At 64.2% G+C, this 25,113-nt stretch carries 33 protein-coding genes; 31 read left to right on the top strand and 2 right to left on the bottom strand.

The window, feature by feature from the left end:
• Window positions 1-17 precede the first annotated feature (17 nt).
• From rplP to ABIB90_RS13810, 22 genes are all read left to right on the top strand, one after another.
• Entirely contained in the window at window positions 18-431 is a 414-nt protein-coding gene (rplP, locus tag ABIB90_RS13915; protein ID WP_007603024.1) for a 50S ribosomal protein L16, read from the top strand.
• Between the two features lie 5 nt (window positions 432-436).
• A complete protein-coding gene (gene rpmC / locus ABIB90_RS13910; RefSeq protein ID WP_007603026.1) occupies window positions 437-643 on the top strand; it encodes a 50S ribosomal protein L29 in 207 nt (68 codons plus the stop codon).
• A gap of 13 nt (window positions 644-656) precedes the next feature.
• On the top strand, window positions 657-905 hold the full coding sequence (gene rpsQ / locus ABIB90_RS13905; RefSeq protein WP_007603028.1) for a 30S ribosomal protein S17: 249 nt from the start codon (window positions 657-659) through the stop codon (window positions 903-905).
• Window positions 906-988: 83 nt separating this feature from the next.
• Entirely contained in the window at window positions 989-1,357 is a 369-nt protein-coding gene (gene rplN, locus ABIB90_RS13900) for a 50S ribosomal protein L14 (protein ID WP_007603030.1), read from the top strand.
• Window positions 1,357-1,671: a 50S ribosomal protein L24 gene (gene rplX, locus ABIB90_RS13895; protein ID WP_007603031.1), complete on the top strand. Its 315-nt coding sequence runs from the start codon at window positions 1,357-1,359 to the stop codon at window positions 1,669-1,671. The genes rplN and rplX overlap by 1 nt, the downstream gene beginning before the upstream one ends.
• Window positions 1,664-2,221 carry a 50S ribosomal protein L5 gene (gene rplE, locus ABIB90_RS13890; RefSeq protein WP_007603032.1) on the top strand — a complete coding sequence of 186 codons (558 nt, stop codon included), beginning with the start codon at window positions 1,664-1,666 and terminating at the stop codon, window positions 2,219-2,221. The genes rplX and rplE overlap by 8 nt, the downstream gene beginning before the upstream one ends.
• Before the next feature lie 46 nt (window positions 2,222-2,267).
• A complete protein-coding gene (gene rpsN, locus ABIB90_RS13885; RefSeq protein WP_007603033.1) occupies window positions 2,268-2,573 on the top strand; it encodes a 30S ribosomal protein S14 in 306 nt (101 codons plus the stop codon).
• Window positions 2,574-2,587: 14 nt separating this feature from the next.
• The gene (rpsH, locus tag ABIB90_RS13880) at window positions 2,588-2,986 is read left to right on the top strand and encodes a 30S ribosomal protein S8 (protein WP_007603034.1); all 399 of its coding nucleotides are present in this window, start codon (window positions 2,588-2,590) and stop codon (window positions 2,984-2,986) included.
• A gap of 16 nt (window positions 2,987-3,002) precedes the next feature.
• A complete protein-coding gene (gene rplF, locus ABIB90_RS13875; RefSeq protein WP_007603035.1) occupies window positions 3,003-3,536 on the top strand; it encodes a 50S ribosomal protein L6 in 534 nt (177 codons plus the stop codon).
• Between the two features lie 11 nt (window positions 3,537-3,547).
• The gene (rplR, locus tag ABIB90_RS13870) at window positions 3,548-3,910 is read left to right on the top strand and encodes a 50S ribosomal protein L18 (RefSeq protein WP_007603036.1); all 363 of its coding nucleotides are present in this window, start codon (window positions 3,548-3,550) and stop codon (window positions 3,908-3,910) included.
• A gap of 47 nt (window positions 3,911-3,957) precedes the next feature.
• Window positions 3,958-4,545 carry a 30S ribosomal protein S5 gene (rpsE, locus tag ABIB90_RS13865; RefSeq protein ID WP_007603037.1) on the top strand — a complete coding sequence of 196 codons (588 nt, stop codon included), beginning with the start codon at window positions 3,958-3,960 and terminating at the stop codon, window positions 4,543-4,545.
• Between the two features lie 25 nt (window positions 4,546-4,570).
• Window positions 4,571-4,777, top strand: coding sequence for a 50S ribosomal protein L30 (rpmD, locus tag ABIB90_RS13860; protein ID WP_007603038.1), 207 nt, complete (start codon window positions 4,571-4,573; stop codon window positions 4,775-4,777).
• A 73-nt stretch (window positions 4,778-4,850) separates the two neighbouring features.
• Window positions 4,851-5,336, top strand: a complete 486-nt coding sequence (rplO, locus tag ABIB90_RS13855) for a 50S ribosomal protein L15 (protein ID WP_007603039.1) — start codon at window positions 4,851-4,853, stop codon at window positions 5,334-5,336.
• A 152-nt stretch (window positions 5,337-5,488) separates the two neighbouring features.
• Window positions 5,489-6,820, top strand: coding sequence for a preprotein translocase subunit SecY (gene secY / locus ABIB90_RS13850; protein ID WP_007603040.1), 1,332 nt, complete (start codon window positions 5,489-5,491; stop codon window positions 6,818-6,820).
• Window positions 6,821-7,100: 280 nt separating this feature from the next.
• The gene (locus ABIB90_RS13845; RefSeq protein ID WP_354158579.1) at window positions 7,101-7,982 is read left to right on the top strand and encodes an adenylate kinase; all 882 of its coding nucleotides are present in this window, start codon (window positions 7,101-7,103) and stop codon (window positions 7,980-7,982) included.
• Window positions 7,983-8,169: 187 nt separating this feature from the next.
• The gene (rpsM, locus tag ABIB90_RS13840; protein WP_007611599.1) at window positions 8,170-8,538 is read left to right on the top strand and encodes a 30S ribosomal protein S13; all 369 of its coding nucleotides are present in this window, start codon (window positions 8,170-8,172) and stop codon (window positions 8,536-8,538) included.
• Window positions 8,539-8,661: 123 nt separating this feature from the next.
• A complete protein-coding gene (rpsK, locus tag ABIB90_RS13835; protein ID WP_007603045.1) occupies window positions 8,662-9,051 on the top strand; it encodes a 30S ribosomal protein S11 in 390 nt (129 codons plus the stop codon).
• A 111-nt stretch (window positions 9,052-9,162) separates the two neighbouring features.
• The gene (locus ABIB90_RS13830; RefSeq protein WP_007603046.1) at window positions 9,163-10,194 is read left to right on the top strand and encodes a DNA-directed RNA polymerase subunit alpha; all 1,032 of its coding nucleotides are present in this window, start codon (window positions 9,163-9,165) and stop codon (window positions 10,192-10,194) included.
• Between the two features lie 120 nt (window positions 10,195-10,314).
• On the top strand, window positions 10,315-10,731 hold the full coding sequence (gene rplQ / locus ABIB90_RS13825) for a 50S ribosomal protein L17 (RefSeq protein ID WP_007603047.1): 417 nt from the start codon (window positions 10,315-10,317) through the stop codon (window positions 10,729-10,731).
• A gap of 160 nt (window positions 10,732-10,891) precedes the next feature.
• A complete protein-coding gene (locus tag ABIB90_RS13820) occupies window positions 10,892-11,680 on the top strand; it encodes an SDR family NAD(P)-dependent oxidoreductase (RefSeq protein ID WP_007603048.1) in 789 nt (262 codons plus the stop codon).
• 9 nt (window positions 11,681-11,689) lie between these two features.
• On the top strand, window positions 11,690-11,986 hold the full coding sequence (locus ABIB90_RS13815) for a DUF1330 domain-containing protein (protein WP_007603049.1): 297 nt from the start codon (window positions 11,690-11,692) through the stop codon (window positions 11,984-11,986).
• A 53-nt stretch (window positions 11,987-12,039) separates the two neighbouring features.
• Window positions 12,040-13,368: a chloride channel protein gene (locus tag ABIB90_RS13810; RefSeq protein ID WP_007603050.1), complete on the top strand. Its 1,329-nt coding sequence runs from the start codon at window positions 12,040-12,042 to the stop codon at window positions 13,366-13,368.
• A 3-nt stretch (window positions 13,369-13,371) separates the two neighbouring features.
• On the opposite strand, the gene ABIB90_RS13805 is transcribed toward ABIB90_RS13810, so the two are convergent.
• Both ABIB90_RS13805 and ABIB90_RS13800 read right to left on the bottom strand, forming a co-directional pair.
• Complete coding sequence (locus tag ABIB90_RS13805; protein ID WP_354200901.1) at window positions 13,372-14,385, bottom strand: zinc-binding alcohol dehydrogenase family protein; 1,014 nt, start codon at window positions 14,383-14,385, stop codon at window positions 13,372-13,374.
• Between the two features lie 78 nt (window positions 14,386-14,463).
• A complete protein-coding gene (locus ABIB90_RS13800) occupies window positions 14,464-16,077 on the bottom strand; it encodes an OprO/OprP family phosphate-selective porin (protein WP_354200900.1) in 1,614 nt (537 codons plus the stop codon).
• A 311-nt stretch (window positions 16,078-16,388) separates the two neighbouring features.
• Between ABIB90_RS13800 and ABIB90_RS13795 the strand changes: the two genes are divergently transcribed.
• From ABIB90_RS13795 to ABIB90_RS13755, 9 genes are all read left to right on the top strand, one after another.
• Entirely contained in the window at window positions 16,389-17,795 is a 1,407-nt protein-coding gene (locus ABIB90_RS13795; RefSeq protein ID WP_354200899.1) for a DegQ family serine endoprotease, read from the top strand.
• A complete protein-coding gene (locus tag ABIB90_RS13790) occupies window positions 17,792-19,126 on the top strand; it encodes a replication-associated recombination protein A (protein WP_007603054.1) in 1,335 nt (444 codons plus the stop codon). Before ABIB90_RS13795 ends, ABIB90_RS13790 begins: the two co-directional genes overlap by 4 nt.
• Window positions 19,127-19,204: 78 nt before the next feature.
• Entirely contained in the window at window positions 19,205-19,522 is a 318-nt protein-coding gene (locus ABIB90_RS13785; RefSeq protein ID WP_007603055.1) for a HigA family addiction module antitoxin, read from the top strand.
• A complete protein-coding gene (locus tag ABIB90_RS13780; RefSeq protein WP_007603056.1) occupies window positions 19,519-20,736 on the top strand; it encodes an RluA family pseudouridine synthase in 1,218 nt (405 codons plus the stop codon). The genes ABIB90_RS13785 and ABIB90_RS13780 overlap by 4 nt, the downstream gene beginning before the upstream one ends.
• 50 nt (window positions 20,737-20,786) lie before the next feature.
• On the top strand, window positions 20,787-21,581 hold the full coding sequence (locus ABIB90_RS13775; RefSeq protein ID WP_007603057.1) for an ATP12 family chaperone protein: 795 nt from the start codon (window positions 20,787-20,789) through the stop codon (window positions 21,579-21,581).
• Window positions 21,582-21,635: 54 nt separating this feature from the next.
• Window positions 21,636-23,240 (top strand): flagellar hook-length control protein FliK, encoded by a 1,605-nt coding sequence (fliK, locus tag ABIB90_RS13770; protein WP_354200898.1) that lies wholly within the window; start codon window positions 21,636-21,638, stop codon window positions 23,238-23,240.
• Complete coding sequence (locus ABIB90_RS13765; RefSeq protein WP_354200897.1) at window positions 23,237-23,497, top strand: EscU/YscU/HrcU family type III secretion system export apparatus switch protein; 261 nt, start codon at window positions 23,237-23,239, stop codon at window positions 23,495-23,497. Before fliK ends, ABIB90_RS13765 begins: the two co-directional genes overlap by 4 nt.
• Window positions 23,498-23,565: 68 nt before the next feature.
• Window positions 23,566-24,384, top strand: coding sequence for a class D beta-lactamase (gene blaOXA, locus ABIB90_RS13760; RefSeq protein WP_354200896.1), 819 nt, complete (start codon window positions 23,566-23,568; stop codon window positions 24,382-24,384).
• A 65-nt stretch (window positions 24,385-24,449) separates the two neighbouring features.
• Window positions 24,450-25,106, top strand: coding sequence for a carboxymuconolactone decarboxylase family protein (locus tag ABIB90_RS13755; protein WP_354200895.1), 657 nt, complete (start codon window positions 24,450-24,452; stop codon window positions 25,104-25,106).
• Window positions 25,107-25,113: the final 7 nt, after the last annotated feature.

The raw sequence follows: 25,113 nt of genomic DNA, 5'->3' as shown, positions 1-25,113 counted from the left end.
TTTGAGGGCTTGAAGCCATGATGCAACCTAAGAAAACGAAGTTCCGGAAGGCGCATAAGGGCCGTATCCACGGCGTTGCGTCTTCGGGCGCGACGTTGGCGTTCGGCCAGTTCGGCCTGAAGGCGACCGAGCCTGAGCGCGTCACCGCGCGCCAGATCGAAGCCGCTCGCCGCGCGCTGACCCGTCACATGAAGCGCGCCGGCCGCGTCTGGATCCGCATTTTCCCCGACGTTCCCGTGTCGAAGAAGCCTGCCGAAGTCCGCATGGGCTCCGGCAAGGGCGCGCCGGAATTGTGGGTCGCGCGTGTCAAGCCGGGCCGGGTGCTGTTCGAGATCGACGGCGTCAACACCCAGACAGCGCGGGAAGCGCTGACCCTGGCGGCAGCCAAGCTGCCGATCAAGACGCGCTTCGTCGAGCGCATTGCGGAGTAATGGCCATGGCCCAGATGAAAATCGAAGACATCCGCGCGTTGAGCCCCGATCAGCAGGATGACGCCATCCTGAACCTGAAGAAGGAGCGCTTCAACCTGCGCTTCCAGCGCGCCACCGGGCAGCTCGAGAACACCTCGCGCCTGCGCGAGGCCCGCCGTGACATCGCCCGGATCAAGACCGTCGCCGCGCAGACGCGCGCGAAGAAGAAGTAAGAGGCTTACGAAGATGCCGAAACGTACTTTGCAGGGCGTGGTCGTCAGCGACAAGCAAGCCAAGACCATCGTGGTGCGCGTCGATCGCCGCTTTACGCACCCGATCTACAAGAAGACGATCCGCCGTTCGAAGAACTACCACGCGCACGACGAGAGCAACGAGTTCAAGCCGGGCGACATGGTGTGGATCGAGGAATCGAAGCCGATTTCGAAGTTGAAGCGCTGGGTCGTGATCCGGGGCGAACACAAGAAAAGCGCCTGATCTGTTGGCTTTAGCCGACTGACTTCAGGTAAATGTTGAGCGCCGGCTGGGCTGGCGCAAAGAGAAGAGGACGAGGTGCATCAATGATTCAGATGCAGACCAACCTCGACGTGGCCGATAATTCTGGCGCACGCCGTGTCATGTGTATCAAGGTGCTCGGGGGCTCCAAGCGCCGCTACGCCACGATCGGCGACATCATCGTTGTCTCGATCAAGGAAGCGATTCCGCGTGGCAAGGTGAAGAAGGGCGACGTGATGAAGGCCGTCGTGGTGCGCGTCCGCAAGGACATCCGCCGCGCCGACGGTTCGGTCATCCGCTTCGACCGCAACGCCGCCGTTCTGATCAACAATCAGTCCGAGCCGGTCGGTACCCGTATCTTCGGGCCCGTGCCGCGCGAGCTGCGCGCCAAGAACCACATGAAGATCATCTCGCTCGCGCCGGAGGTGCTGTGATGGCTGCGAAGATCCGCAAGGGCGACAAGGTCGTCGTGCTGACCGGCCGCGACAAGGGCCGCACCGGCGAGGTGTTCGAAGTGCGTCCCGACGCCGGTACGGCGCTGGTGCGCGGCATCAACATGGTCAAGCGTCACCAGAAGCAGACGCAGGCCCAGGAGGGCGGCATCATCTCGAAAGAGTCGCCGATCCAACTGTCCAACATCGCGTATGTCGGCAAGGACGGGAAGCCGACCCGCGTCGGATTCAAGATTCTGGCGGACGGCAAGAAGGTCCGCATCGCCAAGAGCTCGGGAGCTGAGATCGATGGCTGAGGCCGCTTACACGCCGCGCCTGCGCGCGGAATACGACGCGAAGATCCGGACGGAAATGACCGAGAAGTTCGGTTATGAGAACGTCATGCAGGTTCCGCGGCTGGACAAGGTCGTGCTGAACATGGGCGTTGGCGATTCCGTCAACGACCGCAAGAAGGCCGAGAACGCCGCTGCGGAATTGACCCAGATCGCCGGCCAGAAGGCGATCGTGACCTATTCGCGCATCGCAATCGCGACCTTCAAGTTGCGTGAGAACCAGCCGATCGGCTGCAAGGTCACGCTGCGCAAGGCCCGCATGTACGAGTTCATCGATCGCCTGGTGACGGTCGCGCTGCCGCGCGTCCGCGACTTCCGCGGCTTGAACCCGAAGAGCTTCGACGGCCGCGGCAACTACTCGCTCGGCCTCAAGGAACACATCATTTTCCCCGAGATCGACTTCGACAAGGTCACGGAATCCCGTGGTATGGACATCACCGTCTGCACCACGGCCAAGACCGACGACGAGGCGAGGGCCTTGTTGACCGCTTTCAATTTCCCGTTCCGGCAGTGAGACGCTGACCTAAAGCCTCTCAAACGCGGATACCCAGGAGCCAAGCATGGCAAAGAAGAGTTCAGTCGAGAAGAACAACCGGCGCAAGCGGATGGCGAAGAACGCCGCTCCGAAGCGCGAGCGGTTGAAGGCGATCATCGCCGACAAGTCGCTGCCGATGGAGGAGCGGTTCGCCGCGACCCTGAAGCTGGCGGAAATGCCGCGTAACTCGTCGACGACCCGCATCCGTCTGCGTTGCGAGCTGTCGGGCCGTTCGCGCTCGAACTATCGCTTGACCAAACTGTCCCGCATCGCAATGCGGGATCTTGGCTCCAGGGGCATGGTCCCGGGCCTCGTAAAGTCCAGCTGGTAAGGAGGGTCGTTTAGATGTCTACGCACGATCCAATCAGCGATCTGATCACCCGCATCCGTAACGCGCAGATGCGTTCCAAGAACAAGGTCTCCACGCCTGGCTCGAAGATGCGTGAGAACGTCCTCGAGGTGCTCAAGAGCGAGGGCTACATCCGCGGTTACGCCACGCTCGAGCACTCCTCGGGCCGCAGCGAGATCGAGATCGAGCTGAAGTATTTCGACGGCGAGCCCGTTATCCGCGAGATCGAGCGTGTCTCCAAGCCCGGGCGTCGCGTTTACGCCTCGGTGAAGAACCTGCCGCGGGTCAATAACGGACTCGGCATTTCGGTGTTGTCGACGCCGAAGGGAATCATGGCTGACCACAGTGCGCGTGAAGCGAACGTGGGCGGTGAAGTTCTCTTCACGGTGTTCTGAGAAGGATTTTTGATCCATGTCACGTGTTGGCAAAAGGCCGGTAGCGGTACCGTCGGGTGTGACCGCGACCGTCGACGGGCAGACCGTCAAGATGAAGGGGCCGAAGGGCCAGCTTCAGTTCGTCGTCCATAACGACGTCGAGGTGAAGCTCGACAACGGGCAGGTCAAGGTGAACCCCCGGGTCGAGACCAACCGCGCGCGGGCCCTGTACGGGACCGCTCGCGCCCAGGTCGCGAATCTGGTCGAAGGCGTCACCAAGGGTTTCGAGAAGAAGCTCGAAATCACCGGCGTCGGTTACCGCGCCGCGCTGCAGGGCAAGAACCTGCAGCTCGCGCTCGGCTACAGCCACGATGTGGTCTACGCGATCCCGGAAGGGATCACGATCACCGTGCCGAAGCCGACCGAGATCACGGTGACCGGCAGCGACATTCAGCGCGTCGGCCAGGTCGCCGCCGAGATTCGCTCCTATCGTCCGCCGGAGCCCTACAAGGGCAAGGGCGTGAAGTATGTTGGCGAATTCATCTTCCGCAAGGAAGGCAAGAAGAAGTAACGGAGCCGGTCATGTCGAAAGCCAAGGTTACGAATGCCCGGCGCAAGCGCAGTGTACGTCTGAAGCTGCGCCGCTCGGGTGGCGGCCGTCCGCGCCTGTCGGTGTTCCGCTCGTCCAAGCACATCTACGCCCAGGTCATCGACGACCTGAAGGGCGAGACGCTGGCCTCTGCCTCGTCGCTCGAGAAGTCGATGCGCGATGGCGGCAAGACCGGCGCCGATATCGATGCGGCGAAGGCGGTCGGCAAGCTCCTGGCCGAGCGCGCCGCCGAGAAGGGTGTCAAGGAAGTCGTGTTCGATCGCGGCAGCTATCTCTATCACGGGCGCGTCAAGGCTCTTGCCGACGCGGCGCGTGAGAGCGGGCTGAGCTTCTAACAGAATTTGAGGATTGAGGCGTAAGCCTCTGAAGGACTGGAAAAACCATGGCAGAACGCGAACAACGTGGTGGACGCGATCAACGCGGCGGCGGACGTGAACGCAGGGAAGAGCGCGACAGCGAGTTCGTCGACAAGCTCGTCCACATCAATCGCGTCGCCAAGGTCGTCAAGGGCGGCAAGCGCTTCGGTTTCGCAGCGCTGGTCGTGATCGGCGACCAGAAGGGCCGCGCCGGCTTCGGTCACGGCAAGGCGCGCGAAGTGCCCGAGGCGATCCGCAAGGCAACCGAATCCGCCAAGCGCAACCTGACCCGCGTGTCGTTGCGCGAGGGCCGCACGCTGCATCACGACATCGCCGGCCGTCATGGCGCGGGCCGTGTTTACCTGCGCGCAGCTCCGGCCGGTACCGGCATCATCGCCGGCGGCCCGATGCGCGCCGTGTTCGAGACGCTCGGCGTCCAGGACGTGGTTGCGAAGTCGATCGGCTCGTCGAACCCGTACAACATGGTTCGCGCGACCTTCGATGCGCTGAAGCATCAGGATTCGCCGCGCTCGGTCGCTGCCCGCCGCAATATCAAGGTGTCCACCCTCCAGTCCCGCCGTATCGGTGGTGACGCCGAGGCGGTTGCCGAATAACGCAAGCTTTTCGGAGTAGACGCCCATGGCCAAGAGTGCCGTTACGACCGCAAAGACGATCAAGATCGAGCAGACCGGCAGCGCGATCCGCCGCCATCACTCGCAGCGCTCGACGCTGATCGGGCTCAAGCTCAACAAGATCGGCCGCACCAGCGAACTGCCGGACACCCCGGCGGTCCGTGGCATGATCTTGAAAGTTCACCATCTCGTTCGCATCGTCGACGAGAAGTAAGCAAAGGCGCACGATCCCGGAGCGGGGACCCGTTTTCGGTGAAGGTCATGCGCAAGAAACAAGGAGCAGGGCGATGAAGCTCAGCGATATCGCCGACAATGCCGGCTCGCGCAAGAAGCGTATGCGCGTCGGCCGCGGCATTGGTTCGGGCAAGGGCAAGCAGGCCGGCCGCGGGGGCAAGGGCCAGACCGCGCGTTCGGGTGTGCGCATCAAGGGTTTCGAAGGCGGCCAGATGCCCTTGCATCGTCGTCTGCCCAAGCGCGGCTTCAACAACATCTTCCGCGTCGAGTTCGCCGAGATCAATCTCGACCGGCTCCAGGACGCGGTCGATGCCAAGAAGATCGACACCGGCAGCGTCGTGAACGTCGAATCCCTGGTCAAGGCCGGCGTGCTGCGCCGCGCCAAGGGTGGCCTGCGGCTGCTCGGCCGTGGCGAGTTCAAGGCCAAGCTCAACATCGAAGTGCACGGCGCCTCGAAGACCGCGATTGCGGCAGTCGAGAAGGCCGGCGGTTCGGTGAAGATCCTCGCGCCTGCCAAGGAAGAAGGCGAGGCGGCGTAACAACTGCGTCATCGGCCCGCGGCTCGCGGGCCTTTGCGCATGCGGGACGATGGACTTATCGAAGCCGTAGCCCCAGATAATGTCCGGTGTCCGGTATAATGTAGCCCGGCCGCGGGCATAACGGCGCAATAAGCGGCGGGAGAAAGTCCAAGATGGCCTCTGCAGCGGAACAACTGGCAGCCAATCTCAATTTCGGTGCGTTTGCCAAGGCCGACGAACTGAAGAAGCGCATCTGGTTTACCCTGGGTGCGCTGCTCGTTTATCGGCTCGGGACCTACATCCCGCTCCCCGGCATCGATCCCAACATCTGGGAGCAGGTGTTCCGCTCCCAGGCGGGCGGCATCCTCGGCATGTTCAACATGTTCGCCGGCGGCGGCATTCACCGCATGGCGATCTTTGCGCTGAACATCATGCCGTACATCTCGGCCTCCATCATCATCCAGCTCCTGACCACCGTCTCGCCGCAGCTCGAGGCGCTGAAGAAGGAAGGCGAGTCCGGCCGCAAGCTGCTGAACCAGTACACCCGTTATCTCACGGTGATCCTGGCCGCGTTCCAGTCCTACGGCATTGCGGTGGGCCTCGAAGGCGCCGGCAACGTCGTCAGTGACCCCGGCATGTTCTTCCGCCTGTCGACGGCGATCACGCTGACCGGCGGCACCATGTTCCTGATGTGGCTGGGCGAGCAGATCACCTCGCGCGGCATCGGCAACGGCATTTCTCTGATCATTCTCTCCGGCATCGTCGCCGAGCTGCCCGCGGCGCTCGCCAACATGCTCGAACTCGGCCGTCAGGGTGCGATGTCGACCGGCCTGATTCTGGTCGTCATCGTCATGGCGGTGGCCGTGATCGCCTTCATCGTGTTCGTGGAGCGCGCCCAGCGCCGGCTCTTGATCCAGTATCCGAAGCGCCAAGTCGGCAACAAGATGTTCGAGGGGCAGTCCTCGCATCTGCCGCTCAAGCTCAACACCTCGGGCGTGATCCCGCCGATCTTCGCGTCCTCACTGCTGCTGCTGCCGACCACGGTTGCGAACTTCAATGCGGGCAGCGGACCGGAATGGTTCCAGTGGATCACCACCCAGCTCGGCCACGGCCGTCCGCTGTTCCTGATCATGTATCTGGCGCTGATCGTGTTCTTCGCCTTCTTTTACACCGCGATCGTGTTCAATCCGACCGAGACTGCGGACAATCTGAAGAAGCACGGCGGCTTCATTCCGGGTATCCGCCCGGGCGAGCGTACCGCGGAATATATCGACTACGTGCTGTCGCGCATCACCGTGCTCGGCGCGGTCTATCTCGCGATCGTCTGCTTGATTCCAGAAATCCTGATCTCCTACGCGTCGGTGCCGTTCTACTTTGGCGGCACTTCGCTGCTGATCGTCGTCAGCGTCACCATGGACACGGTGGCACAGGTGCAGGGCTATCTCCTGGCGCATCAGTACGAAGGCCTGATCCGGAAGTCGAAGCTGCGCGGCCGCCGCCGTTAAGCGCGGCGTCCTCTCGGGCGGCGCAATTGCCGCCGCCGATTCGCCGCGCGTGCAACGCGCGCGGACGGCGAGCCGGCCATTCGGTCGCCTCGGCAAAGCCGCTCTTACTGTCGTGCAAGCACTTATCTCCAAGCACTGGTCTCAAAGGCTTCTTGGCGTCCGGCCATTTGCTCCCCTATGATATGGGTAGCGGTGCGGCGCTGATTATGATTTGCACTGTAACTGGACTTCAAAACACAGGTGCACGACGTATCGCGCACCAATCGGGGGGCGTACGCCGATGAGAATTATACTTCTGGGGCCGCCGGGATCGGGCAAGGGCACCCAGGCGCAGCTGCTGGTGCAGCGCTATGGCATCGTCCAGCTCTCGACCGGCGAGATGTTGCGTGCAGCGGTGGCGGCCGGAACGCCGGTCGGTCTCAAGGCCAAGGAGATCATGGCCAGCGGCGGCCTCGTGCCAGACGATGTCGTGGTCGGAATCATCTCCGATCGGATCGATCAGCCGGATGCCAAGAACGGTTTTATCCTCGACGGTTTCCCGCGGACCGTGCCGCAGGCCGAGGCGCTGGATGAGCTGCTCAAGCACAAGCACCTCAAGCTCGATGCCGTGATCGAGCTCCGCGTCAACGAGAGCGCGCTCCTGAACCGTGTCGAGACTCGCGTCGCCCAGATGCGCGAGCGCGGGGAGGAGGTCCGGCTCGACGATACTCCGGAAGTCCTCACCAAGCGACTCGCCAGCTACCGCAACCAGACGGAGCCGCTGATTCACTACTATTCCGAGCGGCGGAAGCTCTCGACCATCGACGGCATGATGGCCATCGACGAGGTCACCCGCGCCATCCATCGCCAGCTCCTGGCGCTCGGGGCGGTCGAGCCCAAGACACATGGCAAGACCCGCGCCCGGAGCGCGGCCAAGGCGGCCCCGGCCAGAAAGGCCAAGACTGCTAAGAAATCGGCCAAAAAGCCCGTGAAAGCGGCCAAAAAGGCTGCGAAATCCAAGAAGGCGGCCAAGAAGGCGACGAAGGCAGGCAAGAGAATCGTCAAGAAAGCCGCCAAGAAGGTAGGAAAGAAGAAGGCAGCCAAAAAGACCGCCAGGAAGGCTGTCAAGAAAGGTGCCAAAAAGGCCGCAAAAAAGGTCACGAAAAGGCGAGCTAAGCGCTAGCAGCGGTTGACGAAAGCCCCCTGAATCCCCTAATAAGCCCCGCATCCAAGTCGGATAGTTTCAAACGATGCCGGGCCCCAGGAAGACCAGGGGTGGGCGTCGTGTTCGCGTTTGTGAACACCTGCCCGAGAAACCAAGCACTTAAAGCCCGATTCCTGACGAGGGATTGGCGACAGGAGAGAAGGCCGTGGCCCGTATTGCCGGCGTGAACATCCCGACCAACAAGCGCGTGCTGATCGCGCTCCAGTACATCCATGGCATCGGTCAGAAGATCGCCGGTGAGATCATGGAGAAGGTGAAGATCCCAGACGATCGTCGGGTCAATCAGCTCAGCGACGCCGAAGTGCTTCAGATCCGCGAAGTGATCGACCGCGACTATCTCGTCGAGGGCGATTTGCGTCGTGAGGTCGGCATCAACATCAAGCGTCTGATGGATCTCGGCTGCTACCGCGGCCTGCGCCATCGTCGCGGTCTGCCGGTGCGTGGCCAGCGTACCCACACCAATGCGCGTACGCGCAAGGGTCCGGCCAAGGCGATCGCCGGCAAGAAGAAGTAAGTTTTCGCATCCAATCACGGCGTGTGGCGACCCGGGGATGACCCGTTCGCCACGCGCCTTTCGTTCCACAGGTGTAGCCGCTGGCATTACGGCGGCGTTTGAGATCTTCAGGAAAGGTAGTCTATGGGCAAGGAAGCCACCCGCGTTCGTCGTCGTGAGCGCAAGAACATCGCCTCCGGCGTCGCGCACGTGAACTCGTCGTTCAACAACACGACCATCACCATCACCGACGCGCAGGGCAACACGATTGCCTGGTCCTCCGCCGGCACGATGGGCTTCAAGGGCTCGCGCAAGTCGACCCCGTATGCCGCACAGGTTGCCGCCGAGGACGTGTCGAAGAAGGCGCAAGAGCACGGCATGCGCACGCTGGAAGTCGAAGTCGCCGGTCCCGGTTCGGGCCGCGAATCGGCGCTCCGGGCGCTGCAGGCCGCGGGCTTCACCGTCACCTCGATCCGCGACGTGACCACGATCCCGCACAACGGTTGCCGTCCCCGTAAGCGTCGGCGCGTTTGATACCAGATTGCGGGCGCATCGGCGCCCGCGATGACTTTTTGCAAAGCCGTGGAAATGATCTGCGGCCTTTCTCCAACGCCAGTGCCTGCAACAGCAGTCTGACTGGCCTGTATGGGTGAAACAGTGACGATCCAGAAAAATTGGCAAGAACTGATTCGGCCGAACAAGCTGCAGGTACAGCCCGGCAGCGATCCGACCCGTTTCGCGACCATCGTCGCCGAACCGCTCGAGCGCGGCTTCGGCCAGACGCTCGGCAACGCGCTGCGCCGCATCCTGCTGTCCTCGCTCCAGGGCGCGGCAGTGCAGTCGGTGCACATCGACGGCGTGCTGCACGAGTTCTCCTCGATCGCGGGCGTCCGTGAGGACGTCACCGACATCGTGCTCAACATCAAGGACATCTCGATCAAGATGCAGGGCGAAGGCCCCAAGCGCATGGTCGTCAAGAAGTCCGGCCCGGGCGTCGTCACCGCCGGCGACATCCAGACCGTGGGCGACGTCGTCGTGCTCAATCCCGACCTGCAGATCTGCACGCTCGACGAGGGCGCCGAGATCCGCATGGAGTTCACGGTCGCAACCGGCAAGGGCTACGTTCCCGCCGAGCGCAACCGCCCCGAGGATGCGCCGATCGGCCTGATCCCGGTCGACAGCCTGTACTCGCCGGTCCGCAAGGTCTCCTACAAGGTCGAGAACACCCGCGAGGGCCAGATCCTCGACTACGACAAGCTGACCATGACGATCGAGACCAACGGCGCGCTGACGCCGGATGATTCCGTGGCCTACGCTGCGCGCATCCTGCAGGATCAGCTCAACGTGTTCGTCAACTTCGAAGAGCCGCGCAAGGAAGTCGCCCAGGAGATCATCCCGGACCTCGCCTTCAACCCGGCCTTCCTCAAGAAGGTGGACGAGCTCGAGCTGTCGGTGCGTTCGGCCAACTGCTTGAAGAACGACAACATCGTCTACATCGGCGACCTCGTGCAGAAGAGCGAAGCGGAAATGCTCCGCACTCCGAACTTCGGCCGCAAGTCGCTGAACGAGATCAAGGAAGTGCTGGCCCAGATGGGTCTGCACCTCGGCATGGAAGTGCCGGGCTGGCCGCCGGAGAACATCGACGAGCTCGCCAAGCGCTTCGAAGATCACTACTGATCCGAACGACGACAGGCTGAGGCGCGAATTCATCGCGCCTTAGCGGGCGAACGCAGGCAGCCCACCTGAGCAACTGGTCCGACGAACCGTCGCGACGAATGAAATTCAAGGAATAGATAAATGCGTCACGGCAAGGTTCATCGTAAGCTCAACCGCACCGCCGAGCATCGCCGCGCGATGTTCGCCAACATGTGCGCCGCGCTGATCAAGCACGAGCAGATCGTCACCACGCTGCCGAAGGCGAAGGAATTGCGTCCGATCGTCGAGAAGCTGATTACCCTCGGCAAGAAGGGCGGGCTGGCCATGCGCCGCCAGGCCATCTCCGAAATGCGCGACAAGGATCAGGTCAGGAAGCTGTTTGACACGCTCGCGCCCCGCTACAAGGATCGCCAGGGTGGCTACACCCGCATCATCAAGGCCGGCTTCCGCTACGGCGACAACGCCCCGATGGCCGTGATCGAGTTCGTCGACCGCGACGTCGATGCCAAGGGCCAGGACTCCGGTCCGGTGCAGGAGAAGGAAGCCGAGGCGGCGTAAGCCGACCGGCAGAGAGTTTTCAGAAAGCGGCGCCTTCGGGCGCCGCTTTTTTATTGGCCGTCCTCGTTGGTTGCGTCCTGCTCCTCACGCGTCGGTGAGTGCCGATTGCTATCGTGCCGGCAGCGCCCAATATCTCCGCCAGCATCAACGGAGATCACGCATGAACATCGACCTTTCCGGAAAGACCGCCCTCGTGACCGGCTCGACCGCTGGTATCGGCCACGCCATCGCCAAGGGCCTTGCCGGCTCGGGTGCGAGCGTCGTGATCAACGGACGCGGCCAGGACAAGGTCGATGCCGCCGTGCGCAAGCTGGAAGGCGTGGGCGGGAAGGTCCGCGGCATCGCTGCCGATGTCTCGACCGCTGCCGGCTGCAAGGCGCTGGCCGCGGCGCTGCCAGACGTCGATATCCTCATCAACAATGCCGGCATCTTCGAGCCGAAGGACTTTTTCGACATTCCGGACGAGGACTGGAGCCGCTTCTTCGAGGTCAACGTCATGAGCGGCGTGCGTCTCTCGCGCGCGTATATGAAGGGCATGCTCAAGCGCAACTGGGGCCGCATCGTCTTCATCTCCTCGGAGTCCGGGCTCAACATTCCCGTCGAGATGATCCACTATGGAATGAGCAAGACGGCGCAGCTCTCGGTCGCGCGGGGCCTGGCGCAGCTCACCCGCGGCACCGGCGTCACCGTCAATTCCGTGCTGCCGGGCCCGACAATGTCGGAGGGCGTCGAGACGTTCGTGAAGGATCTTGCCAAGCAGAACGGCCAGTCGGTCGATGAGGCCGCGGCCAATTTCGTCAAGCAGCATCGCCCGAGCTCGCTGATCCAGCGCTTCGCCAGCGTCGACGAGATCGCCAACATGGTGGTCTATGTCGCCTCGAAGGAAGCGTCCGCGACCAACGGTGCGGCGCTGCGTGCCGAGGGCGGCATCGTCAACACGATTGCCTGAGGCCTGCGCATGCCGGCCTACGTGATCTCCGAGGTCGAGGTGCGCGACAGAGCCGCGATGGAGGCCTATCGCACGTTGGCCGCGGCAACCATCGCGCAATATGGCGGCCGCTATCTCGTGCGTGGCGGCGCCACTGAGGTGGTGGAGGGCGGCCCGCCGCCCAAGACCATCATCATCGTGGAGTTCCCATCGATGGCGCGGGCGCAGGAATGGTACGCGTCAGTGGAATATGCCGAAGCGCTAAAGCTGCGGCAAACGGCGCTGGAGCGACGGTTGATGTTCGTCGAAGGCGTGGTTCCAGTCTAGCTGGTCTGCTCGCTTGCCCCTTCAATTCGCGACGTGACCGGCTAAAACGGCTCATGCTCTGGCCCCTGTCGACCCGCCATAAACGCCTGTTCAGGCTGACATCCGCGCGATGGCAGCGGCGGGCGATCTTCGTGCTCGGTGGGATCGGGGTTGGCGCCGCGGCGGTGGTGCTGGCCCAGCTCGCCGATCTCGCCCAGCACGCCTTTGCGCTGCTGTTGGCTCAGTCGCGCTACGTCGTACTCGCGGTGACACCTCTCGGCTTCATGCTCTCGGCCTATCTGACCACCCGGCTGTTCCCGAACGCACAGGGCAGCGGCATTCCCCAGGCGATCGCCGCGCGGCATCTGACCGACCAGGCGGCGCGCGAGAGCCTGGTCTCGATCCGGATCGCGATCGGAAAAGTGATCCTCACCTTGTTCGGCCTGCTATGCGGCGGCTCCGTCGGCCGGGAAGGACCGAGCGTTCAAGTCGGCGCTTCCATCATGTTCGCCCTCGGCCGCGTCTCGCCACGCCGCCAGCCCGGATTGATCCTGGCCGGCGCGGCCGCCGGCGTCGCGGCCGCCTTCAACACACCGCTGGCGGGAATCGTCTTCGGCATCGAGGAGATGAGCCGTGCTTTCGAGACACGTACCAGCAGCCTCATCATTGCGGCGGTGATCGCGGCCGGCCTGACCTCGCTCGCGCTGATGGGCAACTACGCCTATTTCGGCAGCAGTGCGATGTCGCTGGCCCCCGGCGTCGACTGGCTGGCGGTTCCGGTGTGCGGCGTGGTCGGCGGTTTGGCTGGCGGCATCTTCAGCCGTATCGTCATCATTATGGCGCGCGGCTTGGCCCATCCGTTCGGACGCGCGGTGAAGGGCCACCCTCTGTGGTTCGCGCTTGCGTGCGGATTGGCGGTCGCGATCTGCGGCCTTGTCTCCGGCGATACGATCTATGGCACAGGCTACCAGCAGGTAAAGACGGCCCTGGAGCAGGGCGGACCGCTGCCGCAGGACTTCGGCATCCTCAAGCTTCTCGCCACCACCTTCGCGGCAATCAGTGGCATACCCGGCGGAATTTTTTCGCCGTCACTCGCCGTTGGAGCCGGCCTCGGCAGCAATATCGCGTCCTTCTTCCACGACGCTCCGGTCGGCGCGATCATGCTGCTTGGCATGGTGTCGTATTTTGCAGGTGTAGTGCAGGCGCCGATCACCGCTTTTGTCATCGTGACCGAGATGACCGACAACCACGCCATGGTGGTGCCGTTGATGGCCGCCGCCCTGATTGCACATGCCACATCGCGGATGATCTGCGAGGAAGGGATCTACCACGCGCTCGCCAAGGGCTTTATCGAGCGGGCGACGCGTCCGCCGGAGACGAATGCGGCGCCCGGTTCGAGCTAGGACCTACCACCCCTCCAGCACGATCTTGCCGCGCGACTTGCCACTCTCGAGCAGTGCATGCGCGCGCTTGAGATTGATCGCGTTGATCGTGCCAAAGGTCTGGTCGAGCGTCGTGCGCAGCACGCCCTTGTCGATGAGGTCGGCGACATCGTTGAGCAGATGATGCTGCGCGATCATGTCGGCGGTCTGGAACGAGGAGCGCGTGAACATCGATTCCCAATGCACCGAGATCGCCTTGCCCTTGAACGCGCTCACAGTGAATTCCGGGGGATCGTCGATCAGGCCGAACTTGCCTTGCGGTGCCATGAATTCGGCGATGCTCTTGTAGTGCTGGTCGGTGAAGGTGAGGCTCGCCACCAGCGCGACCGGCGGCAGCTTGAGCTTCTCGATCTGCTCCTTCATCGGCTTGCCGTGGTCGATCACCGCATGCGCGCCGAGATCGAGGCACCATTTTTGCGACTCCGGTCGCGTTGCGGTCGCGACAACCGTAAGGCCGGTGAGGCGGCGTGCAAGCTGGATCAGGATGGAGCCGACACCGCCGGCGCCGCCCGTGATCAAGAGCGTACGCGGATCAACACTCTTGCCGGGCACCGCACCGAGCCGATCGAATAACAGCTCCCAGGCGGTGATGGAGGTGAGGGGTAGGGCGGCGGCCTGCGCAAACGACAGGCTCTTCGGCTTGTTGCCGACGATGCGCTCGTCGACGAGATGGAATTCGGAATTGGTACCCTGGCGCAGGATCGAGCCGGCGTAAAACACCTCGTCGCCCGGCTTGAACAGCGTGACGTCGGGACCGACGGCGTCGACCACGCCGGCCGCGTCATAGCCCAGAATCTTCGTCTCGCCCTCGGGCGGAGCGGCGCGCTTGCGCACCTTGTAATCGACCGGATTGGCCGAGATCGCCTTCACGGCCACGCGGATGTCGCGGCCGCCGGGCTCGGGCTTTGCGGCCTCGAAATCGATCAGCGCGTCCTGATCCTCGATCGGAAGCGACTTCCTGTAGCCGACGGCCTTCATGGCGTGTCTCCTTCAGATAGCGTTGCAGATGCTGGGTCCCGGGTTCGCATTTTGGCGCCCCGGGACGACAGGCGAGAGCTAGAACGCGAACTGCGTCCGCATCGCGACCGCATCGAATTTCGAGCCGACATCGGCGGTCGAGACCGGCGAGGCCTGCCTCGACACCGTGCCATGCAGATAGTCCAGCATGAAACGGACGTTGCCGTTGACATACCAGTTCAGCGCCGCCGTGTAGACGGTCTGCCGGCCGCCTGCGATACCGGTGGCGGTTCCGAGCTGATCGTTGAGGTCGACCGTGGAGAACCGTCCCGCGATTTCCCACGCGCCCCAGCCACCGCCCTCGAGCGAGAACGGGTGCGTCGGCTTAACGCCGCCATAGGCCGCATTCGCCGCATTGTAACTGCGGCTCTCGCCCGTCAGCACGTAGCCGGCCTGCGCGTAGCCGCCCTGGAATTTGAGGCTCGGCGCAGCCAGCGGCGGCAGGCCGGTATTGGCGCTGCGATCGATGTTGTACCAGAAATATTCGCCTTGCAGGATCAGCGGTCCATAAGTGGCGGCCGCTTCGACGCTGTAGACCTGCGCGCCGGAGGCATTGGCGATTGCGCCGGTCGTAGCCAGTGCGGTGGGATCGATGCGCAGTTCCGGGCGGTCGCTCAGCGTCACCGTCTGCGCACCCGTCACCAGATTGCGCGTCGGCTGGATCAGCCATTCGGCATTGCCGCCGAGATGGACTGAGTAGTCTTTGCCGCTGAGGACCTGGCCGGCGACACGGGCGACCGCGCCGTATTGTTCCGTGGTGCCGTTCGGCGCAACGCTCGAGGCTGAGTGGATCGCACCGGTAGCGGGACCGGTAACATAGCCGCCCGCCCAGAACACGTCGTTGTACCAGCGCGTGCCGACAGCCGAGCGGAAGTCGCCTGCGGCGATGCTGGTGGCAACGATGCCCGCCGAGGCGCGCTCCATGAACATGATGTCGTTAGAGCTCGTGGCTTCATCGAGCGTGTAGGGCAGGTCCATGATGCCGCCTTCGATGGCCATCTTGCCGCCGAATGGCTTCAAGCCGGTGTAGCTGAGATAGGCGTTCTCGACGCCGGAGACGCCGCCGCCGGGCAGCGAACCCGGAGCTGCGCCGCCAAATCCGTCGGAGGAGCCGCCGAAGTCGTAGATCAGCGCGAAATTCCAGTCATTGAAGAACTTGCCGGCGAGACCGATGCGCGCGCGGCGGACGTTCTCGCCGCTGTCGAGCTTTTGTGGCACGGTAGCCGCTGTGTTGGGCCGATAGTCATAGCCGCCGACATCGTAGTGCACGCGGCCTGTGATTCCGACGCAGTTTGCTCCATCGGCAGTGCAGATGGTGGGCCGGTTGTTCGGCATCGTCACGACGACGCCGGATGCGGGCGCCGGTCCCTTGAGCGGGATCGCCGCGTTGGCGTTGGCGACGACGGCCTTCGCTTCGGACCACGCTTCGGCTTTCGCCTCCGCCTTCGCCTCAAGCCTGGCCTTCGCCGTCGCCGCGGTATTCGCGGCGGTCTGGCTCTGGAGCTTGTCGAGCTTCTGCTCCAGCATCTTCAACTGCTGCTTCAGGAGCGCGATCTCCTGGTCGCTGCTGCTCGCCGATTGGGCCTGGGCCTGCGAAGCTGCCAGTGCGGCGGCGAGACCAATCGCCGTGGCTGCAATTCTTGTCCTGCTCACGTCATGACTCCATCGTTTGACGAACTTCCCCAAATCGCTGGCGGAGAGCCTAGGTGTGATCGATGACTGCCCCGCGACGCTGCGCCCGGTTGCGCGGTTCCCACTGGTGTAAATTCGCCGCAACCGAATCCGCCTTGCACCACCATGCAAGATGACGCACATCATGCCAATCCACAGCCCCGGCAAATTGCTATTTCGCACGCACAGCTTGCAGGCCGGACACACCAAAAGGGGGGCGAATATGCCGCCGGGCGCCCTTCTATTGGGGGGCGAACGCGCCTATATTCCGGCGTCTTTTCCAAGAGGTAGGAATGTTTCGATCGACCTGGACCGCCGTCGTCACGGCACTGTGCATAGCCTTTTCGGCCAACTTCAATCCGGCCGCCGCGCAGGACCGCCGTGTGCCGTCCTCGCCCGCCGAACTGCGGCTGTCCTATGCGCCGATCGTGCAGCGGGTGCAGCCGGCGGTCGTCAACGTCTATGCTGCCAAGGTGGTGCAGAACCGCAACCCGCTGCTCGACGACCCGATCTTCCGCCGCTTCTTCGGCGTGCCCGGCCAGCAGCAGGAGCAGGTGCAGCGCTCGCTCGGTTCGGGCGTGATCGTCGATGCGTCGGGGCTCGTTGTCACCAACGTCCACGTCATCGAAGGCGCCGACCAGGTCAAGGTGTCGCTGTCGGACAAGCGTGAGTTCGAGGCCGAGATCGTGCTGAAGGACTCTCGCAGCGATCTCGCCGTGCTGCGTCTGAAGGACACCAAAGAGAAGTTTCCGGCCCTCGAATTCACCAATTCGGACGAGCTGATGGTAGGCGACGTCGTCATGGCGATCGGCAATCCTTTCGGCGTCGGCCAGACCGTGACTCACGGCATCATCTCGGCCTTGGCGCGCACGCAGGTCGGTATCACCGACTACCAGTTCTTCATCCAGACCGACGCGGCGATCAATCCCGGCAATTCCGGCGGCGCGTTGGTCGACATGAGCGGCAGGCTCGCGGGCATCAACACCGCGATCTATTCGCGCTCCGGCGGCTCGCAGGGCATCGGCTTCGCGATCCCCGCCAACATGGTGCGCGTCGTCGTCGCCTCCGCCAAGGGCGGTGGCAAGGCGGTAAAACGGCCATGGCTAGGGGCGAAATTGCAGGCGGTGACGCCGGAGATCGCCGAGAGTCTCGGCCTGCGTTCGCCGACCGGTGCGCTGGTCGCAAGCGTCGTTCCGAACGGCCCGGCGGCCAAGGCCGGGCTGAAATCGTCCGACCTGATCGTCTCGATCGACGGCCAGACTGTGGATGATCCCAACGCCTTCGACTATCGTTTCGCCACACGGCCGCTCGGCGGCGCGGCGCAGATCGACGTGCAGCGCGGTGGCAAGCCGGTCAAGCTGACAGTGGCGCTGGACGCCGCGCCCGATACCGGCCGCAACGAGCTCGTCATCACCGCGCGCTCGCCTCTCCAAGGTGCGAAGGTCTCGACCATCACCCCGGCGCTCGCCGACGAGCTGCATCTGGACGCCGACACCGAAGGCGTCGTGGTCACCGATCTCGGCGGCGACAGCGCGGCCGCAAATGTCGGCTTCCAGAAGGGCGACGTCATCCTGGCGGTCAACAACCAAAAGATCAGCAAGACCAGCGATCTAGAAAAGGCGGCGGCCGAGCGCCAGCGCATCTGGCGCATCACGCTGGTGCGCGGCGGCCAGCAGATCAACGTCACGCTGGGCGGATGAGTCCGAAACGACCACAGGAGACGCCAACTCTCTTCGCCGCGGCGGGGCTCGATCACGAGGCTCCGCATCCGCTGCCGGATCGGCTGCGGCCGCGCGCGCTCTCGGAGGTCGTCGGCCAGGATCACATCCTGGGTCCCGACGGCGCGCTGACGCGCATGCTGGAGACGCGCACGCTGGGCTCGCTGGTGTTCTGGGGCCCGCCCGGCACCGGCAAGACCACGGTGGCGCGGCTTCTCGCGGACGCCACCGATCTGCATTTCGAGCAGATCTCCGCGGTGTTCTCCGGCGTCGCCGATTTGAAGAAGGCCTTTGAGGCCGCGCGTGCACGCCGCGAGATGGGCAAGGGCACGCTGCTGTTCGTCGACGAGGTGCATCGCTTCAACCGCGCCCAGCAGGATTCGTTTCTGCCGGTCATGGAAGACGGCACGGTAGTGATGGTCGGCGCCACCACCGAAAATCCGTCCTTCGAGCTCAACGCGGCGCTTCTGTCCCGGGCGCGCGTGCTGGTGTTTCGCTCGCTCGACGCGGCCGCGATCGAAAAGCTGTTTGCGCATGCCGAGGAGGTCGAGGGCCGCAAGCTGCCCCTCGACGAGGAAGCGCGCGCCGTGCTGGTGCGCATGGCCGATGGCGACGGCCGCGCGTCGCTGACGCTCGTCGAGGAAGTCTGGCGCGCCGCGCGCAAGGACGAGATTTTCGACGCCGCGCAGTTGCAGGAGATTTTGCAGCGCCGCGCGCCGATCTACGACAAGTCGGCCGACGGCCATTACAATTTGATCTCGGCGCTGCATAAGTCGGTGCGGGGCTCCGATCCCGATGCCGCGCTGTATTATCTCGCGCGCATGCTCGATGCCGGCGAGGATCCGCTGTTTCTGGCCCGCCGCGTCGTGCGCATGGCTGTCGAGGATATCGGGCTTGCCGATCCGCAGGCGCTGGTCATCGCCAACGCCGCCAAGGATGCCTTCGACTTCCTCGGTCATCCCGAGGGCGAGCTCGCGATCGCGCAGGCGGTGGTCTATCTCGCCACCGCACCGAAATCGAATGCCGTCTACACCGCCTTCGGCAAGGCGATGCAGGTCGCAAAGCAGGCCGGCTCGCTGCTGCCGCCGAAACACATCCTCAACTCGCCGACCAAGCTGATGAAGTCGGAAGGCTACGGCGCATCTTACGAATACGACCATGACGCCCCCGACGCCTTCTCCGGCCAGGATTACTTCCCGGATGCGCTGGGCCGCCAGACCTTCTACGACCCGCCCGACCGCGGGTTCGAGCGGGAGATCAGGAAGCGGCTGGATTATTGGGCCAAGTTGCGGAAGGAGCGGGGTGGGGCCTAACCCTTTCGGGCTTGCTGCAGGGTTCGATTTACGGTTTACGTAACGCGTAATTCACGCTAGTCCGGCCAAGAAATCGCCATGCCCCGCACGCCCATACATCCCGGTGAACACCTTGCCGAAGAACTGCGACAACTCGGCATCTCCGCCGCAGAACTCGCGCGTCAGGTCGATGTACCCGTGAACCGGATCACCGGCATCATCAATGGACAGCGCGGAATCACGGCCGATACGGCGTTGCGTCTTGGTCACTGGTTCGACACCAGCCCGCAGTTCTGGATGGACCTGCAGCAGCAATATGAGCTGCGCCTCGCGGAAGAAGAGGTGGGGGCGCAGGTTGCGTCGCTGCCGCGCCGCGCGACGGTGCAGTCGACACGAAAGCTTGGAAAAACCGCATGAGCCGCCGCATCAAGAGAATGAACCCGAAACCTCGCGAGCGCGACGAGCGCAAGGAGGCGCGTCCGTTCAAGGCGCGCAGCGCCAAGGCGGCGGGGCCGCGGCCTGGGGCGAAGCCAGGCGGGAAGCCGCCGCGATTTGCGGCCGAGCGCAACGAACGGCGCGCGCCCAAAGCTGTTGTGCAGGAAACGCCGGTTGCTGCAAAGCCCGTCGAGGCATTGCTGCCGACCAAGGTGCAGACCGTCAAGGTGACAGCCGACGAGAACAACATGCGCGTCGATCGCTTCCTTGAAGCGCACTTTCCCGGCCTGTCATTCTCCCACATCCAGCGCGTCGTTCGCAAAGGCGAGCTGCGCGTCGACGGCAAGCGCGTCGACAGCAAGGACCGCCTGGAGGAGGGTCAGAGCGTCCGCATTCCGCCGCTGAAGCTCGACACGCCGAAGGCACCCAACCCGCAGTCGGAGGCGGCGCAAAAGACGCTTGCCGCGCTGAAGGAGATGACGATCTATGAGGACGACGACGTTCTCGTCCTGAACAAACCGGCCGGTCTCGCCGTGCAGGGCGGCTCGGGCATGACGCGACACATCGACCAGATGCTGGAGGTGATGCGCGATTCCAAGGGCCAGAAGCCGCGCCTCGTGCATCGCATCGACAGGGAGACGTCGGGCTGTCTCCTGGTCGCCAAGACGCGCTTTGCCGCCTCGCATCTGACCGGCGCGTTCCGTTCGCGGTCGGCGCGAAAAACCTATTGGGCGCTGGTGCCGGGGCTACCGAAGCCGAAGCAGGGCCGCATCTCGACATTCCTTGCCAAGGAAGAGAGCGAGGACGACACCATCATGCGCATCGCCCAGCATGGCGACGAGGGCGCAAGCCACGCTGTGACATACTATGCGGTGGTCGAGACCGCCGGCAACAAGCTGACCTGGGTGTCGCTGAAGCCGGTGACGGGGCGCACCCACCAGCTGCGCGCCCACATGGAACATATCGGCCACCCCATCGTCGGCGATCCCAAATATTTCAACATCGAGAACTGGCAGCTGCCGGGCGGCCTGCAAAACCGGCTGCACCTGCTGGCACGCCGCATCGTCATCCCGCATCCGCGCGGCGGCTTCATCGATGCCACCGCGCCGCTGCCGCAGCACATGCAGCAGTCGTGGAACCTGCTCGGACTCGACGCAAGCCGGTTTGATCCGATCGAGAACGCGCCTGAAGAGTAGTTGAACGGGGGCGGTTGAAGGGTTGGTGACTGGGCAGGGACCGAAACACGATGCGCGAATTGTTCGATGAAGCTGCGGGGCGATCCCCGCTCGATCCGCAGGAGTTGGTCCGCCAGGCCACGCGCGTGCCGTTGCGCAAGCGTTTCTACAAGGAGGCAGGGGTAACCGAGGCCGAGGACGGCTTCGCCATCACCCTCGATGGCAAGGCGATCCGAACGCCCTCCGGGCGCCAGGTGGTGATCCCCTCGCGCGCGCTGGCCGACGCAGTGGCTGCCGAGTGGGCGGATCAGAACGAGACGATCAAGCCCATGACCATGCCGCTGACGCGGATCGCCAACAGCGTGGTCGAGGGCGTCGTCGACCGCGTCGATCTCGTCACGGACGACCTCGCAAAATACCTCCAGTCCGATCTGCTGTTTTATCGCGCCGGCCATCCCGAGGGACTTGTCGCCCGGGAGGCCGCGCATTGGGACCCCGTGCTGTTCTGGGCCGCGGAGACGCTCGGCGCGCATTTCATCCTGTCCGAAGGCGTCATGCATGTGACGCAGCCGGAGGAGGCGCTCCAGGCCGCGCGTGCGGCGCTGCCGGGGGATGCCTGGTCGGTCGCCGCGCTCCACGTGATCACCACGCTCACCGGCTCGGCCCTGCTGGCGCTGGCACTAGCCCATGGCGTACGCGACGCCGATCAGGTCTGGGCGGCGGCTTATGTCGACGAGGACTGGAATGCCGAGAAATGGGGCGTGGACGAGGAGGCGGCGGGCCGCCGCGCAGCCCGCCTGCGGGATTTCGAGGCTGCCGTGGCGGTTTTGGCCGCTGTGAAGCCGCCTGCGGCCAAAGGTCCTTAACGAGAGGTTTACGACGCAGGCGTTAGGGTGGCCCGTGCTCCAGGGCCCCTCGCGATGCCGACGCCGATAAGCTCGATTCTTCCCGTCAGTGCCGCCAGCCCTGTTGCTGACGCGGCGACGCCCGATCTTGTGCTGCAGGCCGGCAGCGTGGTCGACGCCAGAGTGGTCAGCGTGCTCGCCGATAATCTGGTGCGGATCGCGATCGCCAACCTCTCGATGGATGTGATGTCCGAGGTGTCGCTGACACCGGGACAAAATCTCCAGCTTGCGGTGTCGCAGAACGGCGGCACCATCCGGCTCGCCGTCATGGGCGGCGCCGGCGAGGCGACCGCCGATCAGGTCACGCTGACGCCGGCTGCGGCCTCGCTGGTTGACAGCCCCTCGCTTGCTCCGTCGGCGAGCGCGGGACGCAACGTGCTGACGCCATCGGAGCAGGTCGCCGTTACCGCAGCTTCGGCCGAGGCGGTCACAAAGCAGGGCAGCCAGGCGCCGCTGTTCGCCAATCTGGCCGCGGTCGTCACCGGCAGCGACCTTCCGGCGGGGCTGAAGCAGGCGATGCTGGGCGTGCTGGCGCAGCAGACGCCGCTCAACACCGGGCTCGATGGCGGCGATATCGAATCCGCCTTCCAGAAGTCCGGGCTGCTCCTCGAGGCCTCGCTCGCCGCAGGCGTGACGCCGTCCTCCGGAACGATGCCGGATTTGAAAGCCGCGCTGCTGGTGCTGCGGCAGACTCTGACAACGCTCGAGACGGCGCCACAGGCGCAAGGTGCCGCCCTTCCAGCTGATACCGTGGCGGCACCGCAGGTCGCTGTCGCGCAGACGCAGGCTGCACAGGCCGCATTGACCGCAACCGAACCTGAGATCGCCCAATCACCGCAAATGCCGCGCAGCGCCAATCTCGTAGCCTCTGTGTTGGCGGACATCGCTGGCGGTGCGCCGCAGGCCTCGATGCCGCGGACCATGACCGCAGGCCTTGCCGCCAGTCTCCTGCAAGAGATCACGCAAAACCTGCCGCGCATGATGGGGAACGTGCCGGGCTCGAACAAGGCCGTGCCCGACGGACATATTTTCGAAGCCGCCGCGCGCGCGACGCCACCACCGGTTCGCGGCGCGTTGCCGTCGCCGCAATCCGTCGCCTCGCCGTCACTCGCACCGGATACGCCGCTCGCCGCGACCGTGCATCGCCTGCTCGACGATACCGATGCCGCGCTCGCGCGCCAGACCTTGCTCCAGGTCGCTTCGCTCCCCGATCGCACTGACGCCAGTGGTCACAGGATCGACCCGACCGTGCCGCAGTGGAATTTCGAGATTCCATTCGCAACGCAGCAGGGCACGGCAATGGCGCAGTTCGAAATCTCGCGCGACGGCGGCAATGAATCCGCCGATCCCGCCAAGCGCGCCTGGCGCGCGCGCTTCACACTCAACGTCGAGCCGGCCGGCCCCGTGCACGCTTTGATTACTCTGAACGGTGACAAGACCTTCGTGCGGATGTGGGCGGAGCGGCCGACGACCGCACAGCAGCTCCGCGCCGGAATCGGTGAGCTCAACCAGGCCCTGACCAGGGCCGAGCTCAAGCCCGGCGACATCCTGGTCCGCGATGGCACCCCGCCACAGCCCGCTCCGACCCGCGCTGGCCACTTTCTGGATCGCGCCACATGAGCGATCCGTCGAAGCTTGCGATTGCGCTTCACTACGAGAAGGGCAGCAACGCGCCGGTCGTCGTTGCAAAGGGCAAGGGTTCGATCGGCGAAAGGATCGTCGAGATCGCCAAGGCCAACGACATCCCGATCGAGGAGAACGAGATCCTGGCCGGCGCGCTCTCCAAGGTCGAACTGGGCGAGGAGATCCCGCCCGACCTCTACAAGGCCGTCGCCGAAGTACTGGTGTTCGTGCTGCGGCTGTCGGGCAGGCGGTAGCTGTCATCGTTTCACCACGATAACGGCTTCATGGTCGGGTCCATTTTATCGTTCAACGGACATCGCTCTTGCTCACCCGCCGTTCGACTCTCGGTCTTCTCGCCGCAACCGCGATCCTGCCATCGCGCGCACTCGCTCACGTCGCGCCACCGCGAAATGAAATCCGTGACAGTCTCGCAAAGCGCTTCACCGACCTCAACACGGCCGGGACGTTCGTCGGCTACAAGGTCGAGGACTATCTGATCGTCGCCAGCGACAAGGAACGTTCGGGCGAGGCGAAGCTGCCGGCTTCGACCTTCAAGATTCCGAACTCGCTGATCGCGCTCGAAACTGGCGTCGTCACTGACCCCGATAAGCACGTATTTCCCTGGGATGGCGTGAAGCGTCCGATCGAGGCCTGGAACAAGGACCACACGCTGCGCAGCGCGATTCTCGTGAGCGCGGTGCCGGTCTATCAGGAGATCGCGCGCCGGATCGGGCAAGAGCGCATGCAGAAATACGTCGATCTGTTCGACTACGGCAATCGCGACATCGGCGGCGGCATCGACCAATTCTGGCTCACCGGCGCCTTGCGCATCGATCCGGTCGAGCAGGTCGATTTCGTCGACCGGCTGCGCCGTCGCGCGCTGCCGATCTCGAAACGCAGCCAGGATCTCGTCGCTGACATCCTGCCGGTGACCAAGGTCGGCGATAGCGTCATTCGCGCCAAGTCCGGGCTGCTTGGTGCAGAGCGCGGCGAGCCGTCGCTTGGCTGGATGGTGGGCTGGGCCGAGAAGGGCGAAGCGCACACCGTGTTCGCGCTCAATATGGACTGCAAGGAGCCGCGTCTGGTCGGTGAGCGCATGCCGCTGACGCAAGCCTGCCTTGCCGAGATCGGCGCGATCTAGCGCTACCGCGCGAGCGCCGCTCGACTAGCATCCTCCGGGTCAAGAAAAAACCGGGAGGACACAACATGAACTCAACGCCGCTCTGGCTGTCGTCGCTGACGCTTGCTGCCGCGGGCGGCTGGCTCGCCGCTACGATGTTTGCCGCTCCCGCCACCAGCAGGGAGCCGCGCTTTCCGCAGCTCACGGTGGACCAGCTCGACGCCAAGCAGAAGCCGCTCGGCGAGCAGATCATGAAGGTCTCGAGCGTGGGCATCGGCGGGCCCTACAATCCGATGATCCGCAGCCCGGTGCTCGGCCAGCGTCTGTTTGACCTGTTCCACTATCTGCGCTGGGAGACCTCGGTCCCGACAAAACTCAACGAGTTCGCGATCCTGATCATCGGGCGGCAATGGCGCTCGCAGGTCGAATGGTACGCCCATGCGCCGCTCGCGGCGAAGGCGGGCCTGTCGCCCGACGTCATCGCGGAGCTGATGGCCAATAAGCGGCCTGCGAACATGGCCGAGGACGAGGCCGTGGTCTACGATTTCGTCACTGAGCTCACCACGACGAAGAAGATCGGCGACGAAACCTTTGCGCGCGCGAAGAAGGTGTTCGATGACCAGCAGATCGTCGACCTTACCGCGGTCGCCGGCAATTACGTGATGGTCGCGATGCTGCTGGCAATGGCGGAGGAGACCGTGCCGCCGGACAAGCAGGAGCCGTTCAAGCCGGGCGAGCCGTAGGAGCGCG

It is taken from the genome of Bradyrhizobium sp. JR4.1 (genome assembly GCF_040548605.1).
Lineage (GTDB): Bacteria > Pseudomonadota > Alphaproteobacteria > Rhizobiales > Xanthobacteraceae > Bradyrhizobium > Bradyrhizobium canariense.
This window is presented reverse-complemented; position numbering and strand designations above follow the sequence as displayed.